This window comes from Bacillus sp. XT-4, assembly GCF_050864245.1.
In the GTDB taxonomy this organism is placed as follows: Bacteria; Bacillota; Bacilli; order Bacillales; family Bacillaceae; genus Bacillus; species Bacillus altitudinis.
The window spans coordinates 162220-182215 of record NZ_JBPAFI010000005.1 but is presented as its reverse complement, the minus strand read 5'-3'; the positions used below and the strand labels follow the sequence as shown (position 1 = coordinate 182215).

Here is a 19996-nt window from a genome sequence, read left to right as displayed (position 1 = left end):
TTCTCACAGCCCATATGGCTGCACAACTTCTATTTTATTCAGAAACGGGAGAAAGAAAAGCATTTTATTTAAAAATAAAGAGAGTCATCCGCATAATGCAGATGACTCCTCATGTCTAGTTATTTTGTTTCTTCTTCGAGATGGTCTTCCATTTTGCTAAATAGCTTTTTAGAAGCTTTAGACGGTTTATTTGTTAAGAGGCTGACAATAATAGCAGTCAAACCACTTAAAATAAATCCAGGAACCATTTCGTACAATCCAGTCGTGTTGTTTAAGCCTGTTGAAATCCAAACGAGAACGACAACAGCCCCAACAATCATTCCGGCTAAAGCGCCATGATGATTCATTCGTTTCCAGTATAGACATAACAAGATGACGGGACCGAATGAAGATCCAAATCCAGCCCAAGCATAACCGACAAGGTCAAGAATCGTATCACTTGGGTTTAGAGAGAGACCAATGGCAACAATCGCTACGACTAGTACAGAGATACGTCCAATCATCACAAGTTCTTTGTCAGAGGCTTTTCTTCTAAAGAACGTACGGTATAAATCCTCTGTCATCGCACTTGCAGTGACAAGCAGCTGAGAAGAAATTGAACTCATAATCGCAGCTAAAATGGCAGAAAGTAAAAATCCAGTAATATATGGATGGAATAACACTTTAGAAAACACAATAAAGATGGTTTCTGGGTCTGCCAAAGTGGTGCTTGTTTCATGAACATACGCTACGCCGACTAAACCGACAGATAGTGAACCAATGACAGACACAATCATCCAGCTCATACCGATACGACGTGCTGGCTTTAAATCTTTTACAGTCGTAATCGCCATAAAGCGAACAATAATGTGCGGCTGTCCAAAGTAACCGAGTCCCCAAGCGAGGAAGGAAATAATGCCAATGACGCTCGTTCCTCTAAAAATATCAAGCAATTTAGGGTCAATCTGTTGAATATCATTGAATGTGGCAACAGGTCCACCTAATTGAGTAAAGGCAACGATCGGCACGAGCACTAATGCTAAAAACATAATAGCTCCTTGAACAAAATCAGTTAAACTAACTGCCAAAAAGCCGCCGAATAGTGTGTACAAAATCACGATACTAGAAGTTAAGATTAAACCAAACATATAATGAGCACCAAACGCTGATTCAAATAAGCGTCCGCCTGATACCATACCTGATGAGGTGTAAAGCGTAAAGAAAATCATAATGATGACAGCTGAGACGGCTTTCAATAAAGTAGATGAGTCTTTAAACCGTTTGTCAAAAAAGTCTGGAATGGTAATCGCATCATCAGCAACTTCTGTATACGATCTCAATCGTGGCGCTAGGAATAGATAGTTTAAGTAAGCCCCACTAATTAAACCAACAGCAAGCCATCCAGATGAAAGACCAGTTGTATACATAGCGCCTGGAAGCCCCATCAGCATCCACCCACTCATATCAGCTGCACCAGCAGATAGAGCCGTTACATAAGGACCTAACCCGCGTCCGCCTAACATATAATCATTCAAGTCGTTTGTTTTTCTGAATGCATACCAGCCAATGGCAAGCATTCCAATAAAATAAATAGATAGAGAAATTACAATCTCAATACTCATGTTTCCATATCACCTTTTTCGTATTAATTTGACATCACCTCAATCAAAATATACAAAGAACAGCCTATTGAACTGTCTGCTCACTGCTATGGTTACTTAACCTATCAGAGTATTCCCAAGTGATCAACCTTCTTAAACATCCTCATCAGACAAAAAAAATACGTGTATGCGTGATAAGCGTCTATATGTAAGCGCTTACTAAATTAAATAAAAGAAAAAATTTTCTGAAAAATAAAAAGTCAACTTGATGAATATTTTAGACACTGGCTGCACCACAATGACATATTGGTGGACAAAGCCTTTCTAGGCGTCCTCGTAAAGTTGCTTTAGAACAGTAAAATTTGATATGATAAAGTGTATATGACTTATGATCATGACCACGAACACGTATCATTTTTGGAGGTGAACCTGCATGTCAAGAATTTCAATAGAAGAAGTAAAGCATGTTGCGCATTTGGCACGGCTTGCGATTACAGAAGAAGAAGCTGAGATGTTTACAGAACAGCTTGATAGCATCATTTCATTTGCAGAGCAGTTAAACGAGGTAGATACGGAAAACGTTGAACCAACAACACACGTATTAAAAATGAAAAACGTCATGAGAGAAGATGTTCCGAATAAAGGTCTTTCCATTGAGGCAGTCATTAAAAACGCGCCTGATCATAAAGACGGCTATATTCGTGTGCCATCAATTTTGGACTAAAGGAGGCCTGAGGCATGTCACTGTTTGACCACAAAATTTCTGAATTAAAAGAGCTTTTACATAAAAAGGAACTGTCTGTTTCTGATCTAGTGGACGAGTCTTACAAACGAATCCATGAAGTAGACGGGAAAGTACAAGCATTCCTAGCGCTGGACGAAGAGAAAGCACGTGCGTACGCAAAAGAATTGGACGAGGCCGTTGGTGAAAAGGACGAGCTTGGTCTATTGTTCGGTATGCCGATCGGTGTCAAAGATAACATCGTGACGAAAGATTTACGTACAACGGCATCAAGTAAAATCTTGCAAAACTTCGATCCTATTTACGATGCAACCGTTGTGAACCGCTTAAGAGAAGCGGAAGCTGTCACAATCGGTAAATTAAACATGGACGAATTTGCGATGGGATCTTCTACGGAGAACTCGGGCTTCAAAGCAACGAAGAACCCGTGGAATTTAAACACAGTTCCAGGTGGGTCAAGTGGTGGATCAGCAGCATCTGTTGCAGCTGGAGAAGTACCATTCTCTCTTGGATCGGATACAGGCGGCTCCATTCGCCAGCCGGCATCATTCTGTGGTGTTGTTGGTCTTAAACCAACGTATGGCCGTGTATCTAGATACGGTTTAATCGCATTTGCTTCATCATTAGATCAAATTGGGCCGATTACGCGTAATGTTGAGGACAACGCATATGTTCTTCAAGCGATTTCTGGTGTTGATCAAATGGACGCAACGAGTGCAAATGTCGATGTCCCAGATTTTCTTTCTTCATTAACTGGCGACATCAAAGGTTTGAAAATCGCTGTGCCAAAAGAATATCTTGGCGAAGGTGTTGGCGAAGAAGCAAAAGAGTCTGTTCTTCAAGCGTTGAAAGTATTAGAAGGACTTGGTGCGACATGGGAAGAAGTGTCTCTTCCGCATTCTAAATATGCGCTTGCGACTTACTACTTGCTTTCATCTTCAGAAGCATCTGCAAACCTTGCTCGTTTTGACGGTATTCGCTATGGCTACCGTACAGACAATGCAGACAACCTGATTGATTTATATAAAAATACCCGTTCTGAAGGCTTTGGAGACGAAGTCAAACGCCGCATCATGCTTGGCACATTCGCTCTAAGCTCAGGATATTACGATGCATACTATAAAAAGGCGCAAAAAGTCCGTACGCTGATCAAAAAAGACTTTGAAGATGTTTTTGAAAAGTATGATGTCATTGTAGGACCAACAACACCAACTCCGGCATTTAACATTGGTGAAAAGACAAGCGATCCACTGACGATGTATGCAAACGACATTTTAACGATCCCTGTTAACCTTGCAGGCGTCCCAGGAATCAGTGTGCCTTGTGGATTTGCAAATGGTCTTCCGTTAGGACTGCAAATCATCGGTAAACACTTTGATGAAGGAACCGTTTACCGCGTGGCTCACGCTTTCGAACAAGCAACAGATCATCATAAAGCAAAACCTGAACTGTAAGGGGTGAATCAGAATGAACTTTGAAACGGTAATTGGACTTGAAGTCCACGTAGAGCTCAAAACACAATCAAAAATTTTCTCAAGCTCACCGACGCCTTTTGGTGCGGCTGCCAATACGCAAACAAGTGTCATCGATCTTGGTTATCCAGGCGTACTGCCTGTGCTGAACAAAGAAGCGGTGAACTTTGCGATGAAAGCAGCAATGGCACTGAACTGTGAGATTGCAACTGATACAAAATTTGACCGTAAAAACTATTTCTATCCTGATAACCCAAAGGCGTATCAAATTTCTCAATTTGATAAACCGATCGGTGAAAACGGCTGGATTGAAATTGAAGTAGACGGCAAGACAAAACGAATTGGTATTACACGTCTTCATTTGGAAGAGGATGCAGGAAAACTGACGCACACAGGCGACGGTTATTCACTCGTCGATTTCAACCGTCAAGGTACACCACTTGTTGAAATCGTATCTGAGCCTGACATTCGTACGCCAGAAGAAGCGTATGCTTACTTAGAAAAATTAAAATCCATTATTCAATATACAGGCGTTTCTGACTGTAAGATGGAAGAAGGCTCACTACGTTGTGATGCCAACATTTCTCTTCGTCCAATCGGTCGTGAAGAGTTTGGAACAAAAACAGAGCTGAAGAACTTAAACTCATTTGCTTTCGTCCAAAAAGGTCTTGAGTTTGAAGAAAAACGTCAAGAGCAAGTATTGCTTTCTGGCGGCTTGATCGAACAAGAAACTCGCCGCTATGACGAGGCGTCTAAAAAGACGATCCTCATGCGTGTCAAAGAAGGTTCTGATGATTACCGTTACTTCCCAGAACCAGATTTGGTGGAGCTGTATATTGATGACGAGTGGAAAGAACGTGTAAGAGCATCCATTCCAGAGCTTCCAGACGAGCGCCGCAAACGCTACATTGATGAACTAGGACTTCCTGCATATGACGCAATGGTACTGACGCTGACAAAAGAAATGTCTGATTTCTTTGAAGCGACCATTTCAGAAGGTGCAGAAGCGAAGCAAGCATCAAACTGGCTCATGGGTGAAGTATCTGCGTACTTAAACTCGGCCCAAAAAGAGCTGGAAGATACGAAGCTAACGCCGCAAGGACTGGCTGGTATGATCAAGCTTATCGAAAAAGGAACGATTTCTTCTAAAATTGCCAAAAAGGTATTCAAAGAGCTTATCGAAAATGGGGGCGACGCAGAAACAATCGTCAAAGAAAAAGGACTTGTCCAAATTTCTGACGAAGGTGCACTGCTCAAACTTGTCACAGAAGCTCTTGATAACAACCCGCAATCCATTGAAGACTTCAAAAATGGAAAAGACCGCGCAATTGGTTTCTTAGTCGGACAAATCATGAAAGCATCGAAGGGACAAGCAAACCCACCGATGGTCAACAAGATTCTTCTTGAAGAAATTAAAAAACGATAAATCGCAAAAACCGCCTCTTCATTGAGGCGGTTTTTTTGTTGATGGATATGACAGGGTCTTATCACAGATTCAGACCACCGCCGTATATCAATTCAATGGTTCTTTTTTTATAATGAAGCATAAGCTTTAGCACATATTCGAAGGGGATAAAGGTGAACTAAAGTGAACATCGCCACGTATTGTCATTGGAGGAATAGCTTCAATTGTTCCACAGCTCTTTGGACAGCGGAGTCCTCACACGTTTCTAAATTTGTCAGCATCCCTTGAATGACCGGCTTGCGAGGCTCATTTTTGGCCAATTCTTCTTCAATAACTTCAATGGATACAAGGGTATCATCCGAAAGCAGATGCTCAGATTTTAACAATCGAAGCTCTTCTTGAAGAGTAGCGGCATTTGGCGCTTCATCATCCCAAATGTTTTGCTTTAGAATCGGCTTCGCATGAGAATGGAGAAGCCCATGCACCAAATCATCAAATCGGTCGAGAATAAAGGATGAGAGCTCATCACATGATAATTGCATCTGATCTTGTAAAAGCAGTACCTGCACATAAGATTGGATGATTCCTTGAATCATGACTGACAGGTCAGTTATGTATGGTTCGATCTCCTGTCCATACGTGGTCAAAATAGAAATTTGGATTTCATCATTCATCTGCTTTTTAACCGTTTTGGAATACTTTTTAATTTGCTGGTTTTCCGGAATAATGTTCTCGCTAAGGATCAAAATGATAAAATCCTTATTCTCAGCAAAGTGCTGGAACTGTTCAGCGATTTGTTTCTGAAAGATATCTCTAGGCGCAAGATGTTGATTTTCTTTTCGAATCTTTTCAATACTTTGCATAGACGTGTCGATATAATATTCAAACGCTCTGTTGAAAAGCTGTTCTTTTGATTTGAAATGCAAATAAAATGCACCTTTAGAAATTCCACATTCATCTGCAATTTCCTGAATGGTCGTAGAAGAAAAACCTTTTTTCGCAAACAACTGAATGCTTGCTTTAATGATTTTTTCTTTTTTTTCGTTCATGAAATAAGGCCCCTTCAGCTTTAGAATGTTACGTCAAACGCAAGTGAAATGGTTGACGGCATTGTATATCACCGTTTATTATGATATAGAATGACCAGTCAGTCAATACATAAAGGAAAATGGAGGACATAATGAATTCGATCATCAATTTTGTATTAAAGAACAAGTTCGCTGTATGGCTCATGACGATTATCGTAACAGTTGCTGGTCTATATGCCGGATTGAATATGAAACAAGAATCAATCCCGAATATCAACACTCCAGTCATTACGGTTTCTACAACGTATCCTGGCGCAACGCCGGACGAAGTATCAGATAAGGTGACAGACCCAATTGAGAAGTCGATACAAAATCTCAATGGGGTGAATGTGGTCACTTCTAATTCTTTTGAAAATGCCTCATCGATTCAAATCGAGTACGATTACAATAAAGATATGGATGAAGCAAAGAAGGAAATTGAAGATGCCATTAGCAATATCAATTTTCCAGAAAATGCAGAAAAACCAAAAATCACACGTTTTAGCATCAATGCGATTCCAATCTTAGCTCTAAGTGTCTCCGGTGATAAAGAATCATTACAAGACCTGACACAAAAAGTGGAAAATGACCTTATTCCTTCTCTTCAAAGCTTAGAGGGTGTCTCGTCTGTCGAAGCTTCTGGACAACAAATCAAAGAAGTAGAATTTTCTTTTAAACAAAAGAAATTGAAGGAATATGGTTTAGATGAAGAAACTGTCCAAAACATGATCAAAGGCTCTGATGTCAATGTACCTTTAGGGTTATACACATTTGGCAACAAGCAAAAATCAGTCGTAGTGGATGGCAATATTTTAAGTGTTAAAGATTTGAAAAACATGCGAATTCCTGTCACACCAAGTGCAAGCGCAGGAGCTGGTGCATCTGCTAGCGGCTCAGGAAATGCAGGTGCTCAAGGTACCGATCAGCAGGCTGGAAGTGCAAGTCAGCAGCAAGCAGCAGCAGCTCAGCAACAAACTGGTGCAGCAAGCGGTCAATCTGTAGAACTGCCGACGATCAAACTTTCTGAGATAGCAGATATTAAAGTCGTGAAAGATGCAGAATCAATTTCTAGAACGAACGGAAAAGACAGTATCGGTTTGCAAATTGTCAAAGGCTCTGATGCCAACACAGTGAGTGTAGCAGAAGCAGTCACAAAAGAACTTGAAACATTCAAAAAAGACAATAAAGGAATCAAAGTCAGCACGACATATGATCAAGCAGAGCCGATTAAAGAATCTGTCAGCACAATGCTGAACAAGGCGATCATCGGAGCAATCTTTGCGATCATTATCATCATGTTGTTCCTTCGAGATATCAAATCAACATTAATTTCGGTCATCTCCATTCCGTTATCCCTGTTGATTGCTGTTTTATTATTAAATCAGCTAGATATCACATTAAATATCATGACACTTGGTGCCATGACAGTCGCCATTGGACGTGTTGTCGATGACTCGATTGTTGTCATAGAAAACATCTATCGACGAATGGCGTTAAAAGATGAACCGTTAAAAGGCAAAGCACTCGTTAGAGAAGCCACAAAAGAAATGTTTATTCCGATTATGTCTTCGACGATTGTCACAATTGCGGTGTTCTTGCCATTAGCGCTAGTGGGTGGAATGATTGGTGAACTATTCATCCCATTTGCATTAACCATTGTGTTTGCTCTAATGGCTTCACTACTTGTTGCCATTACAATCGTTCCAATGATGGCTCACAGCCTATTTAAAAAGAACCTGTATGGCAAAGCGAAAAAGGTGAAAGAACACAAACCAAGCAAACTTGCTGGTGGTTATAGACGTGTACTCAATTGGACATTGAACCATAAATGGATCACGTCAGGAATTGCGATTCTGATGCTGGTCGGAAGCTTATTCCTCGCACCACTTGTCGGTGTCAGCTTCTTACCACAGGAAGCAGAAAAAACGGCAATGGTGACATACACGCCAGAGCCTGGACAAACGAGAGAACAAGCCGTTGCTGAAACGAAAAAGGCAGAAGATTACTTAATGAAACGTGATCATGTCAATACGGTTCAATATTCATTAGGCTCTTCAAATGCACTGACAGCAAGTGTTGGTGGAAACTCTAACGGTGCATTATTCTTCGTACAATACGACGAGGACACACCGAACTTTGATAAAGAAAAAGATCGTGTGGTTAAAGCCCTTCAAGACAAAACGTCTAAAGGGGAATGGAAATCACAAGACTTCTCATCTGCTGGCGCAAGCAATACAGTGACGTACTATGTGTACGGTGACAAAGCAAGTGATATTGAAGGCACAGTCAAAGATGTCGAGAACATTTTAAAAGATGAGAAGAACTTGAAAAACGTCAGCACAAGCTTATCTGAGAAGTATGACGAATATACGTTTAATGCAGATCAAGAAAAACTGGCGAAACTAGGCTTGACCGCTTCACAAATCGCACAGGCGATCGCTCCTCAAAGTAATGAAACAACGTTGACGAAAGTAACAGAGGACGGCAAAGAACTAGATGTGAAGCTTCAAACAGAAAAAGATGAATACAAGAGTAAAAAAGATCTAGAGAATAAAAAGATCACAACACCAACAGGACAACAAGTCCGAATTGGCGATGTGGTGAAAGTGAAAGATGGCACAACAGCAAACACTGTGACAAAGCGTGATGGGAAGATTTACGCTGAAGTATCTGGTGACATGACAACAGACGACGTATCAAGTGTGACACAAGATGTTCAGAAGAAAGTTGACAAGCTTGATTTGAAATCTGGCGTTACGATTGATACAGGCGGTGTAAGTGCGGATATTGAGGAATCCTTTACACAGCTAGGACTCGCAATGCTTGCAGCGATTGCGATTGTATACCTCGTTCTCGTCATTACATTTGGCGGAGGTCTTGCACCATTTGCGATTCTGTTCTCACTTCCATTTACGGTTATTGGGGCACTCGTTGGATTATTTGTAGCGAAAGAAACCATCAGCTTAAATGCCATGATTGGATTGCTGATGCTGATCGGAATCGTTGTAACAAATGCCATTGTCTTGATTGACCGAGTGATTCATAAAGAAAAAGAAGGACTTTCAACAAGAGAAGCCTTACTTGAAGCAGGTACAACAAGATTACGCCCAATCTTAATGACGGCACTTGCGACAATTGGTGCATTGCTGCCACTCGCATTAGGTTTTGAAGGCGGAAGTCAGATCGTATCAAAAGGACTTGGCGTCACCGTTATTGGCGGTTTAACAAGTTCTACACTTCTCACATTGGTCATCGTGCCAATCGTGTATGAAATCTTAAGCAAGTTTAGACGTAAGAAAAAGTACGCTGAAGAAGAGTAAGAGGAAGCCCCGCTAATGAGCGGGGCTTCAGCGTGTAGACAAACACTCGCATTCTTTGTCAATCCTGCGTTCCGGTGCTCACGAATGTCAAATTCGCTCCGCGCCGGTACTCGTCCTTCCTAGGGCTGCAAAGGTTTTCTATCACGTTGAAAAGAAGACACAGGGCTAAAATCAAGTTCATTTTAGCCCTGTGTCAACAATTTGAGCCCCGCTAATAAGCGGGTCTTTTTTATGATGAAATCTGACAAACCGCTTTTCTCATAAGCTCTTCAAAGGCCTCGAAAAAGGCATCTCGATCAACGTGGTCAATGACTTGAATCGATTTTCCATCTGGATGTTCTTCGGTACGTCCTTGTCTTGGCGATTCGGTATAAACAATTGCATTCATTTCTTTTGAACGAATAAATGAGGTGGAAGCAAGAGTAATGGTTGTCAGCACATCCCATAAGTAGTAAGTCGAGTTCGTTTCGTGATGAATGAGAGGCGGACAAAAGGCATAACATTGTCCAATAAAGTCAATCCCGATGTGAGAGCGAAGGGAAGCCCATCGTTGACGCACATCGAGTGTGAGTGGGACTTGATTCGTGCTTTCCAGTGCGACCATTTCAATTGGAAAACGCTCTTGAAATACGGTGCTCACAGCATAAGGGTCCCAAAAAGCATTCCATTCTGCTGTTCCATCATGCTCGGGTTCTTCGACATTGCCTTTTTCAAGGAATGTGCCGCCCATCCACACCAGTTTCTCAATTTTATTTGAGATGGAAGGATCTTCTTCTAAGGCGCGTGCAAGGTCTGTGAGCGGTCCTGTAAAGAGCAGCGTAACAGGTTCGGTTGACTTTTTCACCGTTTCAATCAGGTGAAGATGTGCAGGAAGCTTAGATACTTTTGTATCAACAGCACCTTTTTCGTTTAAAATCGGCAGGGCATCTACATAAAAGGCATGCATACGCCATTCCTTTGGAAATGGATTCACACCTCTAGAATTGGAAGCGGCAACTTCAATCTCATATGGGCTAAATCGATCAATAATTTTCTGAGAGGCGCTCAGCGCAGGCTCTAAATAACAATCAGCAGGAATCACAGACGTCCCGATCACTTTCAGGTGTTCCATTTGAAGAAGCAGAAATAAGGACACGAGATCATCAACACCGCCGTCATGGTTGAAATAGACAGGCTTTTTCATGGCATACCATCCTTTTCATCGTTTTCTTTTATCTTATCAGAATGCTGATCTGCTGAGGGAAACGTACCATGAGATTTCAAATATTAGGGGGGTGTTCTGTTGCCATTTTCAAATCTCATAGTATAATTAAAGGTTGTTAGTGGTGAAAATAGATTGCATAATGATAATAGGATGATGATGAATGAAACGTGCTCGAATTATATACAATCCGACATCTGGACGTGAACTCTTTAAGAAGAATTTACCGCAGGTTTTGCAAAAATTTGAACAGGCTGGCTATGAAACATCTTGTCATGCGACGACATGTGCAGGAGATGCAACACAAGCAGCCGAAAAAGCCGCACAGAGAGATTTTGATTTAATTGTAGCAGCTGGTGGAGACGGCACGATTAATGAAGTCGTCAATGGATTAGCACCGCTTGAAAAAAGACCAAAATTAGGAATCATTCCAGTTGGAACGACCAATGACTTCGCAAGAGCACTTGGCATTCCAAGAGAAGATATTTTAAAAGCGACAGATGCCATCATTGATGGTGTAGCAAAGCCGCTTGATATTGGTAAAGTGAATGGACAGTATTTCATTAATATTGCGGGAGGCGGCCGATTAACAGAGCTGACCTATGAAGTGCCTAGTAAGCTGAAAACCATGCTAGGACAACTTGCGTATTATTTGAAAGGCATGGAGATGCTTCCTTCCATTCGCCCGACAGAAGTCGAAATTGAATATGACGGCAAATTGTTTCATGGAGAAATCATGCTGTTTCTTGTTTCACTAACAAACTCAGTAGGCGGCTTTGAAAAGCTGGCACCAGATTCCATTCTAGATGATGGGATGTTTGACCTGATCATTCTAAAGAAGGTCAATCTAGCAGAAGCCATTCGAGTGGTCAGCCTTGCACTTCGAGGCGAGCATATTCATGATAACAATGTCATCTACGCAAAAGCGAATCGCGTGAAGGTAGATGTAAAAGATAAAATGCAATTGAATTTAGATGGTGAATACGGCGGCATGCTGCCAGGTGAATTTGAAAATCTGTATCGCCATATTGAATTTATTGTGCCAAAAGCAACAGCTGAAAAAATAGGGTGAAGACTAAACTTGGTTCCTTATGGCGACCAAGTTTTTCTTTGCAAATGAGGTGATAAAATTGGTGAAAATGAAACCGCCTGTTGAAAAGAATGAATACTACAATGTAACCTTCGAAGATTTAACGCACGAAGGTGCAGGTGTAGCGAAAATTGAGGGTTTCCCTGTGTTTGTACCGAATGCCCTTCCTGACGAGCAAGGGAAAATCAAAGTCACACGTGTCAAAAAAGGATTTGCTTTTGGACGACTCATGGAGCTGACAAAGGAAAGTCAGCACAGGCAAGATGCGCCATGTCCTATCTATAAGCAGTGCGGAGGCTGTCAAATTCAGCACATGAGCTATGAAGGCCAGCTGCTTTTTAAACAGAAACAAGTAAAGGACGTATTGGAGCGGATCGGCAAGCTTGATATGAGCCGTGTAAAAGTTCATCCTGTACTCGGCATGGAAGACCCTTGGAATTACCGAAACAAAGCACAAGTACCAGTTGGTGAACGAGAAGGCGGACTTGTTGCAGGATTTTATCAGCAGCGTACCCATGAAATCATTGATATGGAAAAATGTTTGATCCAGCAATCAGAAAATGACGAAGTGGTACAGGCAGTAAAAGACATCTGCAATGCGTTTGGCATAAAAGCATATAACGAAGAGCGGCATAAAGGCTGGCTGCGTCATGTCATGGTTCGCTACGGCATGGCAACAGGTGAAATGATGGTTGTGTTTGTCACAAGAACGTCTGATTTTCCGCAAAAGCAACAAGTGATTGAGCAGATTATAGCACGCTTCCCACACGTTCGGTCAATTGTGCAAAACGTGAATTCAAAGAAGACAAATGTCATTTTCGGAGACGAAACGACCGTTTTATGGGGAGAAGAATACATTTATGACACGATTGGCGACATCAAATTTGCTATTTCAGCCCGCTCGTTTTATCAAGTGAATCCAGCTCAAACAAAGGTGCTTTACGACAAAGCCCTTGAATATGCCGAGCTGCAAGGAGAAGAAACCGTGATCGATGCGTATTGCGGAATCGGTACAATTTCCTTATTTCTCGCACAAAAAGCAGGCAGAGTATATGGCGTGGAAATTGTGCCAGAAGCAATTGAAGATGCAAAACGCAACGCTACCTTAAACGGGATTGACAACGTTGAATTCGCAGTCGGCGAAGCAGAAATCGTTATCCCAAATTGGTACAAAGAAGGCATCAAAGCAGATACGCTAGTGGTTGATCCGCCAAGAAAAGGCTGTGACGAAGCACTGCTTGATACGATTTTAAAGATGAAACCAAACCGTGTTGTATATGTGTCCTGTAATCCTGGGACGCTTGCTCGTGATTTGCGTATTCTTGAAGATGGTGGGTATGTGACGGAGGAAGTGCAGCCTGTGGATATGTTTCCGCATACGAGTCATGTGGAGTGCGTGGCGTCTTTATATAAATAAGGGTTTAAGAGTGTACAAGTTACGATTTATAACAAAATTAAAGAAAAAACAGCAGACCGCGGGAAATGCAAGAAATTTTGACAGAAAACCTTTTTATTGATCGAAAAGAGATGATGCGCTGATCAAATAAGAATATTTCCTTGATTTGTTGGCCGAGGGGCATGCGAAAGGAATTACGATAAATAGCCGTTGGATTTAAAAAGGTATCTTCAAATAAAACAAAGTTTACGAAATATGTTCAGTTAAAACAAAAGAAAGCTCTTCTTTATTAGAGGGGCTTTCTTTTGTTATCCGTCTGTTATTTATCATTGTCCAAATCCCATATTTTTTGACCATCCGGTAAATATACTGCTGTTGGTGGATCGTTATAAAGGGAAATTTCAGTAAAAGCATTACCTTCTTTCAGCCATTCATAAACAATACCACAATTATTGGTAGGATTAGCTAATATTTTATTCGCTTTAAATCCAGCAGCATGGTATTCCGTGTAATTTACATCGTCATCTTCTAATCCATTGTCTGTTTCATAAACAGTATCTAGTTTACCGATAATTCTAAAACCATTTTCCCATTCTAGTATCATATCACTTTTTTCAAAATCTATTAATGTTCTAATTAATGAATCGTATCCCATGTATATCCCCTTCTGATAATGATTTTTATGGTCTCGCTGGTACTATGTGAGCTCCATCTTTTCCGTAATGTATCAATCCGTTAGTAGTTTCTAGATACGTTTTGGATTTGTGATCATAGTATTTTCCTATTACTTGACCAAAATTTATTCTTTCTCTATTTTTAGTGAACATATCACCTTTTCCTGCAAATTTATCTAGTAATTCTTGTGCCTTTTTATTGTCTCCATAGAATATACTCTTGGTTTTACCATTCGCAACTTCTTGCTTATAGTTAGGTGCATCAGGAATATGTTTCTCTTGAGCGCCTGGTTTTACTTTTGCCGGGAACCCATTTACTTCACGATACGGACCTTTTGGTACGGAGTGTTTGCCGAAGGAAGGTGTTTTGACAATCTTCTTGGCTACTTTCTCTCCTTTCATGATTTTAAATACGTATTTTCCAACTTTAGCGATTTTAGCTACGGGTATCATGTACAAGCTTGATACTAGACGGTCCATGTCAGCGACTTTGTCACCTGATACAGGGTCTCTCCCTGTTATGATTCGAATTGCATCATTTATTCCTGTAAATTCAACCGCTGTATTTAAGATTTTTGGGGTTTGTTTTAAGTCGGAAATCTTTGTGATGCTCTCAATATTCACTTTGTTTTGGTCCGTTATTCGTAACCGATAGAGCATTCCATCTCGAATAACGTCAACTATTTTGGCATTTGCGAAGTCAATCTTTTCATCTGTATTATATACTTTTCCATTTACGAACACGGCGTCTTGATTAATTTTATTAGAGGGTTTCCTATTTACAACCGTATCCACATTCGATCGCTCTTTATCATTCAGCTTATTCAGCATGATCGCCATTGGATTTCCATCGGGATTGTCTATTTTTTTATTCAATTCGTTTAGGTTACTGCTGATCTTTTTGTCTTCCTTATCTTTGAGAATGGACCCTTTTTGATAGGTGGTGATCCCGATTTTTGCACCAGTGAACATTGTGCCTAGAGTGTCTATGTATTCTTTCATTGTTTGTATGGAGTTCTTGGTTTCATTCAAAGCACTGGCTTGTTCTCTGTCAAAGGCATGGAGCGTACCGATGGTTTTTGAGATGTTCATCCAGGCTTTTTGGTAACTGACTTGAAAAGCAGACTCGTCCACAATTGGTAAATGAATAATATGGCTGACTTTGCCGATGGCACTGCTCACATCTGACATGATATCAGATACAGCTGTTTCGGCATTTTTTAAACCTTGATCAAGCTCATGCTCGAGAAATGCTTGTGAGATAAAGCCATTTTCATTTGATTCAAATGCATGAAGTGCATTCTGTACCTTTTGGAGTACGGAGGTGTATTCTCCAATCGTGACTTGAAAGAATTGCAAGAAAGGGATATGGCACTCTGAGTAAAACGCTCGAATCGCTTCTCCAGCTTCCCCCTTTAGTGCGCCATCCAATGAAATGATTCGATTGATTTGGCTTTCAAGGGATTTGATATGTAGTGATTGTTGTTTTAACTGTGTCAGTGTTTGATCAATTGCATGGTGCAAAGTTTTAACATCTAACGTTTTCATGGTATTCTCCTTTAATGCTTGGTCGCAATCAATAGAGATTTTACCATTATACGGAGAATGATTGGGGAATAAATACTTAATTTCATGAAGTTGAACCGATTTGCTTAGGTGATAAAGACTAGTTGTTCAAATAACAAGTGGAACAGTTTGAAAAGGTGTACGTTCTCACAAGCTTGCCATGTGCTTTATTGACAGCACGTTGTATAACACGATTCCCGAAAGTTTCCTTTTTGAACAACGTTTACGCCTTCTGAAATTTTTGATATTTTATATAGTGCTGATCGTATTTTGTTAACGTTTGTTTTACGCTTCTTTTGCATTGTCGCTTATAAAAAAAACATAATATTACCCAAAAGAATACTTTTAACTGCAAAATGATTTGCAATTATTGGTCATAGTTGATTATGATCAAGGCCTGTTATAATAAGGTTTTTAACACCAAGAATGAACGTTTGCGTTGGCTTCTTACTAAAGTATATAATGATATTTTATAGAAGGACATGCCCTTTAGGTGCTATGTCATGAGAGGAATTGGATGAAAGATGAGTAAAAATTTCTGGCGTGATTTACCACGGCCATTCTTTATATTAGCACCAATGGAAGAAGTGACAGATGTTGTGTTTCGTCATGTTGTGAGTGAGGCGGCGAGACCGGATGTGTTTTTCACAGAGTTTACGAACAGTGAGAGCTACTGCCACCCTGATGGCATTCAAAGTGTGAAAGGCCGTTTAACATTTACAGAGGATGAGCAGCCGATTGTTGCTCATATTTGGGGAGATAAGTCTGAGAACTTCAGACAAATGAGTATTGGAATGGCGGAGTTAGGATTTCAGGGGCTTGATATTAATATGGGCTGTCCTGTCCCAAATGTCACGCAAAACGGGAAGGGTAGTGGATTAATTCTTCGCCCAGACGTTGCGGCAGAGCTGATTCAAGCGGCAAAAGCAGGGGGATTACCTGTTAGTGTGAAAACAAGACTAGGGTTTACAGAGGTCGATGAATGGCGTAGTTGGCTCAGACACATTTTGGAGCAAGACATTGTGAATTTATCGATTCATCTTCGTACAAGAAAGGAAATGAGCCAAGTAGATGCGCATTGGGAGCTCATTCCTGAAATTAAAAAACTACGTGATGAAATAGCACCTGATACGCTTTTGACGATCAATGGTGATATTCCTGATCGTCAAACGGGCTTAAAGCTCGCTGAGCAGTATGGAGTGGACGGAGTGATGATTGGACGTGGGATTTTTCATAACCCATTTGCTTTTGAAAAAGAGCCGAAGGAGCATACGAGTGATGAATTGCTTGGTCTTTTAAGATTGCATCTTGATCTTCATGATCAATATTCCTCATTAGGCTTGCGTCCATTTAAGGCGTTGCATCGTTTCTTTAAGATTTATGTGAAAGGGTTCAGAGGAGCGAGTTTCTTAAGAAATCAATTAATGAATACATCGTCAACAGATGAAGTGCGTGAGATGTTGGATGAATTTGAGGCGAGAAATCAGGAACAATCATAATCAAAAAGAGGAGGGGTAACCCTTCTCTTTTTTTATGAATAGGACTATTAAACTAGTTCTCTCGAATGGTAAAATGAGATAGAAATAACAATTGGAGGTATTTTATTTGAAACCATTTTGGGATACAGACAGAGAAAGTGAAGAGACATTTAAGAAAATCAATGAAAAAGGCATTGCAAAAGCAGAAAAGAAACTAGGCGTCATCTTGCCTGATACATATAAGAAGCTTATCCTCGAACAAAATGGCGGTTATACCTTGCATAATGCTTTTCCAACAGACCAGCCGAATGGATGGGCAGAGGATCATGTGTCATTTGATCATTTAAGAGGAATTGCCAAAGGCGAAGGTATTATGGATAGTGATTATTTAATAGAAGAATGGGAATTGCCTGAGGGGCTTGTGCTTATTTGTGGGGATGGTCATACGTGGATCGCTTTGGATTATAGAGAAACAAAGGAGCATCCGCCGATTCATTACTTTGATCTAGAATATGAGACGGATTTCAAATTAGCGGATTCGTTTGATGAACTGATTGCAGGGCATTATACCGCAGAAGATAGCGAAGAAGATGGGATGTCAGATGAAGAGTGGCAGGCTGAATATGAAAAGCAGAATCCGCCATTATCAAAAGAAGAAGTGAAAGACATATTCTTAACTAAAGACCCTGAACAGCTTTCAAAAATCGCGAATTTTCAAGTGGAACAAATAGATGATGTTAAGTGGATTTTTTCTGAAGTAGAAACATATATGGATACCCTTCAGGACGAAGAAATGTTAACGACTGTTGGCTGGGCAATCAATACGATCTTTATAATGAATGACGAAATGATTAAGCAGCATGCTGATGTTGTCGAGCATGCACGTCGTTTTGCGAAGCATTTGAGTCAATCAGAAATAGATGAAATGCCCCACATTGCCTTTAATATATCAATCGCATTGGAATTTGATTTAGAGGAATAAGTATCTATTATTTTTAAAATAGACCCCCTCACCAAAAGGGGGTCACCATGTCCTTACTCCGCACTCTCCTCAACATCACGGCTATCTTCTGTTTCACCAATATAAATAGGACCGTTTGCATGGTCGATTCGGATGGGCCATTCGTATGGGACTTGCAGGCGTCGTGCGATGGCTCGCCAAAACTTTGCAGAATCAAATTCTAGTTCTTGAAAGTCTTTAAGCAATTCTTTATAAGAAGATCCATCAAATTGAATGTACGAGTCTTGCAGACGCATAAAGGCGTAATGTCTCACTTCTAATGCTGCCGCAGCTTCCATTTCTTCTTCTGTTGCTTCGCCAATGATTGTTCCTGCGGGTGGAAGCATGTCATATACGTTAAATTCCTCTTCTTCTTCGTGTGCTGCATTGTGCTGTTGATCTGACATTTTTTTCACTCCTTCTAGTCTTCATCAAGCTTTATTCGTGCTTACTTCTATTATCGGAAGGAAATGCGAAATGTGGAATGAAAAAAGAAGCAGATCGACAATACTTGCTTTTTCATCTTGAATCTTTTATGATCAATTACAGATATAAAAGGTCTACAATAGATAGAAAGGAATGTTTCGATGAAATATTCTAAAGCGACCAACTATGCGCTTCATACGATGGTATTTTTAACCCTTGCACCAAAGGGGAAAGCAATAGGCGTTGAGCCTCTCGCCAAGATGCAAGATCTTTCACCTACCTACTTATCCAAAATTTTAACAAAGCTTGTGAAGGCGGGATTGATTGAATCAACATCTGGCGCAAAAGGCGGTTACACCATTCTGAAAAAGAAAGAGGACATTTCGTTTTTAGACGTCATTCAGGCGGTAGAAGGACAAACCAATTTATTTCGTTGTTCCTTAGCACATGATTCTTTCATGTCTCATGATGACTGTTTGATTGAACAAGTCATGCAGGATGTTGAAATGAAAATGCAGGAGACGTTAAGTCAAAAGCGGTTAGTTGATATTGCAAGCCAAATAGAGCAGACAGAAAAAAATCCATTTTTCAAGATGTGATTTTTTTGAGTAAATTATAGATATTAAGAGTCTTTAAAGTCTTGGATAAAAAGGAGAGATTGACATGTTATTAGATTGTGCCATTATTGGAGGCGGGCCAGCCGGATTAAATGCAGCTCTTGTTGTGGGGCGGGGCAGAAAACAGGTCATGATATTCGATGACGAGATGCCAAGAAATCGAGTGACTCAGGAATCACATGGATTTATTACAAACGATGGAATGACACCGTTTGAGATCAGACAAGCAGGAGAAGCGGATCTCCAAAACTACCCCAATATCCAAATCAAACGAAGCACAATTGTGGAGATACAAAATCATGAGGACAACTTCGCGTTACTGACACAAGAAGGAGAAAGATTCGAAGCGAAAAAAATCATTTTGGCAACTGGACTTCAGGATATATTGCCAAAGATCAACGGGATTCATGATGTGTATGGAAAGACGTTGTTTAGCTGTCCTTTCTGCGATGGCTGGGAGCTGAAGGACAAGCCACTTGCCCTGATTGCAGAGAACCAGCGTGCTTTGCATATGGCGAAACTTCTTTCCAATTGGACAAAGGATTTGATTGTGTTTACAAATGGACAGCAAGTGTTAGCTGAAGAGGAGAAAGCACTGTTATCAGCACATTCTATTCAAGTTATTGATGTGCCAATTGTAGCGATCCATCATGACAATGGTCAGCTACGCTCTCTTCAGCTTGCAAATGGAGAGATAGTGATAAGAGAAGGCGGATTTGTCGCAAGTGATTTCAAGCAGTCAACCCCTTTTGCTGAAAAACTAGGCTGTCAAATGACGAAAAATGGGGGCATTGAAGCAGATATTCTTGGGCGTACAACCGTCAGCGGTATTTTTGCATGTGGTGATAATTTAGGCGGGCCTGCTCAGCTTGTTCTTGCAGCAGCAGCCGGAAGTCAGGCAGGAATGGGCGTGATTCATGAACTTGTGCAGGAAGAGTTTCAACAAAAAACATCTCTGTAAA

General features: G+C 40.7%; 16 protein-coding genes. 10 read left to right on the top strand and 6 right to left on the bottom strand.

The annotated features are described in order from the left end of the window. Positions 1-119: 119 nt before the first annotated feature. A complete protein-coding gene (putP, locus tag ACRRMM_RS14875) occupies positions 120-1601 on the bottom strand; it encodes a sodium/proline symporter PutP (protein ID WP_039168534.1) in 1482 nt (493 codons plus the stop codon). Between the two features lie 412 nt (positions 1602-2013). Between putP and gatC the strand changes: the two genes are divergently transcribed. From gatC to gatB, 3 genes are read left to right on the top strand one after another with little or no spacing between them, the layout of a single operon-like run. Then, positions 2014-2304 carry an Asp-tRNA(Asn)/Glu-tRNA(Gln) amidotransferase subunit GatC gene (gatC, locus tag ACRRMM_RS14870; RefSeq protein ID WP_003213898.1) on the top strand — a complete coding sequence of 97 codons (291 nt, stop codon included), beginning with the start codon at positions 2014-2016 and terminating at the stop codon, positions 2302-2304. Between the two features lie 14 nt (positions 2305-2318). Beyond that, on the top strand, positions 2319-3776 hold the full coding sequence (gene gatA / locus ACRRMM_RS14865; protein WP_007496857.1) for an Asp-tRNA(Asn)/Glu-tRNA(Gln) amidotransferase subunit GatA: 1458 nt from the start codon (positions 2319-2321) through the stop codon (positions 3774-3776). Between the two features lie 13 nt (positions 3777-3789). Beyond that, on the top strand, positions 3790-5220 hold the full coding sequence (gene gatB, locus ACRRMM_RS14860; RefSeq protein WP_007496855.1) for an Asp-tRNA(Asn)/Glu-tRNA(Gln) amidotransferase subunit GatB: 1431 nt from the start codon (positions 3790-3792) through the stop codon (positions 5218-5220). A gap of 182 nt (positions 5221-5402) precedes the next feature. Here the strand turns inward: gatB and ACRRMM_RS14855 are convergent, their stop codons facing one another. Next, complete coding sequence (locus ACRRMM_RS14855) at positions 5403-6248, bottom strand: TetR/AcrR family transcriptional regulator (RefSeq protein ID WP_035391424.1); 846 nt, start codon at positions 6246-6248, stop codon at positions 5403-5405. 131 nt (positions 6249-6379) lie between these two features. Between ACRRMM_RS14855 and ACRRMM_RS14850 the strand changes: the two genes are divergently transcribed. After that, positions 6380-9586 (top strand): efflux RND transporter permease subunit, encoded by a 3207-nt coding sequence (locus ACRRMM_RS14850; RefSeq protein WP_428828813.1) that lies wholly within the window; start codon positions 6380-6382, stop codon positions 9584-9586. Between the two features lie 229 nt (positions 9587-9815). Here the strand turns inward: ACRRMM_RS14850 and ACRRMM_RS14845 are convergent, their stop codons facing one another. Continuing rightward, the gene (locus tag ACRRMM_RS14845; RefSeq protein WP_212047312.1) at positions 9816-10769 is read right to left on the bottom strand and encodes a nucleoside hydrolase; all 954 of its coding nucleotides are present in this window, start codon (positions 10767-10769) and stop codon (positions 9816-9818) included. A gap of 181 nt (positions 10770-10950) precedes the next feature. On the opposite strand from ACRRMM_RS14845, the gene ACRRMM_RS14840 reads away from it, so the two are divergent. Together ACRRMM_RS14840 and rlmD are read left to right on the top strand one after the other, a co-directional pair. Beyond that, positions 10951-11859, top strand: a complete 909-nt coding sequence (locus ACRRMM_RS14840) for a diacylglycerol kinase (protein WP_007496845.1) — start codon at positions 10951-10953, stop codon at positions 11857-11859. A gap of 61 nt (positions 11860-11920) precedes the next feature. After that, positions 11921-13294 (top strand): 23S rRNA (uracil(1939)-C(5))-methyltransferase RlmD, encoded by a 1374-nt coding sequence (gene rlmD / locus ACRRMM_RS14835; protein ID WP_212047314.1) that lies wholly within the window; start codon positions 11921-11923, stop codon positions 13292-13294. Positions 13295-13592: 298 nt separating this feature from the next. Here the strand turns inward: rlmD and ACRRMM_RS14830 are convergent, their stop codons facing one another. Continuing rightward, positions 13593-13928, bottom strand: a complete 336-nt coding sequence (locus ACRRMM_RS14830; RefSeq protein ID WP_035703576.1) for a hypothetical protein — start codon at positions 13926-13928, stop codon at positions 13593-13595. 25 nt (positions 13929-13953) lie between these two features. Beyond that, positions 13954-15495 (bottom strand): T7SS effector LXG polymorphic toxin, encoded by a 1542-nt coding sequence (locus ACRRMM_RS14825; protein WP_035703579.1) that lies wholly within the window; start codon positions 15493-15495, stop codon positions 13954-13956. A gap of 542 nt (positions 15496-16037) precedes the next feature. Between ACRRMM_RS14825 and ACRRMM_RS14820 the strand changes: the two genes are divergently transcribed. Continuing rightward, positions 16038-17012 carry a tRNA dihydrouridine synthase gene (locus tag ACRRMM_RS14820; protein ID WP_335358287.1) on the top strand — a complete coding sequence of 325 codons (975 nt, stop codon included), beginning with the start codon at positions 16038-16040 and terminating at the stop codon, positions 17010-17012. 106 nt (positions 17013-17118) lie between these two features. Then, complete coding sequence (locus tag ACRRMM_RS14815) at positions 17119-17973, top strand: SMI1/KNR4 family protein (RefSeq protein ID WP_241511790.1); 855 nt, start codon at positions 17119-17121, stop codon at positions 17971-17973. A 53-nt stretch (positions 17974-18026) separates the two neighbouring features. Here ACRRMM_RS14815 and ACRRMM_RS14810 read toward each other — a convergent pair whose 3' ends face one another. Next, a complete protein-coding gene (locus ACRRMM_RS14810; RefSeq protein ID WP_007496834.1) occupies positions 18027-18398 on the bottom strand; it encodes a hypothetical protein in 372 nt (123 codons plus the stop codon). Between the two features lie 180 nt (positions 18399-18578). Here ACRRMM_RS14810 and ACRRMM_RS14805 point away from each other — a divergent pair, with 180 nt between their 5' ends. Both ACRRMM_RS14805 and ACRRMM_RS14800 read left to right on the top strand, forming a co-directional pair. Further along, a complete protein-coding gene (locus ACRRMM_RS14805; RefSeq protein ID WP_098680478.1) occupies positions 18579-19016 on the top strand; it encodes an Rrf2 family transcriptional regulator in 438 nt (145 codons plus the stop codon). 64 nt (positions 19017-19080) lie between these two features. Next, a complete protein-coding gene (locus ACRRMM_RS14800; protein WP_212339352.1) occupies positions 19081-19995 on the top strand; it encodes an NAD(P)/FAD-dependent oxidoreductase in 915 nt (304 codons plus the stop codon). Position 19996 lies beyond the last annotated feature (1 nt).

Coding starts and splice junctions, on each gene's coding strand:
- ACRRMM_RS14805 (WP_098680478.1), top strand. CDS start 18,579: ATGAAATATTCTAAAGCGACCAACTATGCGCTTCATACGATGGTATTT.
- ACRRMM_RS14820 (WP_335358287.1), top strand. CDS start 16,038: ATGAGTAAAAATTTCTGGCGTGATTTACCACGGCCATTCTTTATATTA.
- ACRRMM_RS14825 (WP_035703579.1), bottom strand. CDS start 15,495: ATGAAAACGTTAGATGTTAAAACTTTGCACCATGCAATTGATCAAACA.
- gatA (WP_007496857.1), top strand. CDS start 2,319: ATGTCACTGTTTGACCACAAAATTTCTGAATTAAAAGAGCTTTTACAT.
- gatC (WP_003213898.1), top strand. CDS start 2,014: ATGTCAAGAATTTCAATAGAAGAAGTAAAGCATGTTGCGCATTTGGCA.
- ACRRMM_RS14800 (WP_212339352.1), top strand. CDS start 19,081: ATGTTATTAGATTGTGCCATTATTGGAGGCGGGCCAGCCGGATTAAAT.
- ACRRMM_RS14855 (WP_035391424.1), bottom strand. CDS start 6,248: ATGAACGAAAAAAAAGAAAAAATCATTAAAGCAAGCATTCAGTTGTTT.
- gatB (WP_007496855.1), top strand. CDS start 3,790: ATGAACTTTGAAACGGTAATTGGACTTGAAGTCCACGTAGAGCTCAAA.
- ACRRMM_RS14810 (WP_007496834.1), bottom strand. CDS start 18,398: ATGTCAGATCAACAGCACAATGCAGCACACGAAGAAGAAGAGGAATTT.
- ACRRMM_RS14850 (WP_428828813.1), top strand. CDS start 6,380: ATGAATTCGATCATCAATTTTGTATTAAAGAACAAGTTCGCTGTATGG.
- putP (WP_039168534.1), bottom strand. CDS start 1,601: ATGAGTATTGAGATTGTAATTTCTCTATCTATTTATTTTATTGGAATG.
- ACRRMM_RS14830 (WP_035703576.1), bottom strand. CDS start 13,928: ATGGGATACGATTCATTAATTAGAACATTAATAGATTTTGAAAAAAGT.
- ACRRMM_RS14845 (WP_212047312.1), bottom strand. CDS start 10,769: ATGAAAAAGCCTGTCTATTTCAACCATGACGGCGGTGTTGATGATCTC.
- ACRRMM_RS14840 (WP_007496845.1), top strand. CDS start 10,951: ATGAAACGTGCTCGAATTATATACAATCCGACATCTGGACGTGAACTC.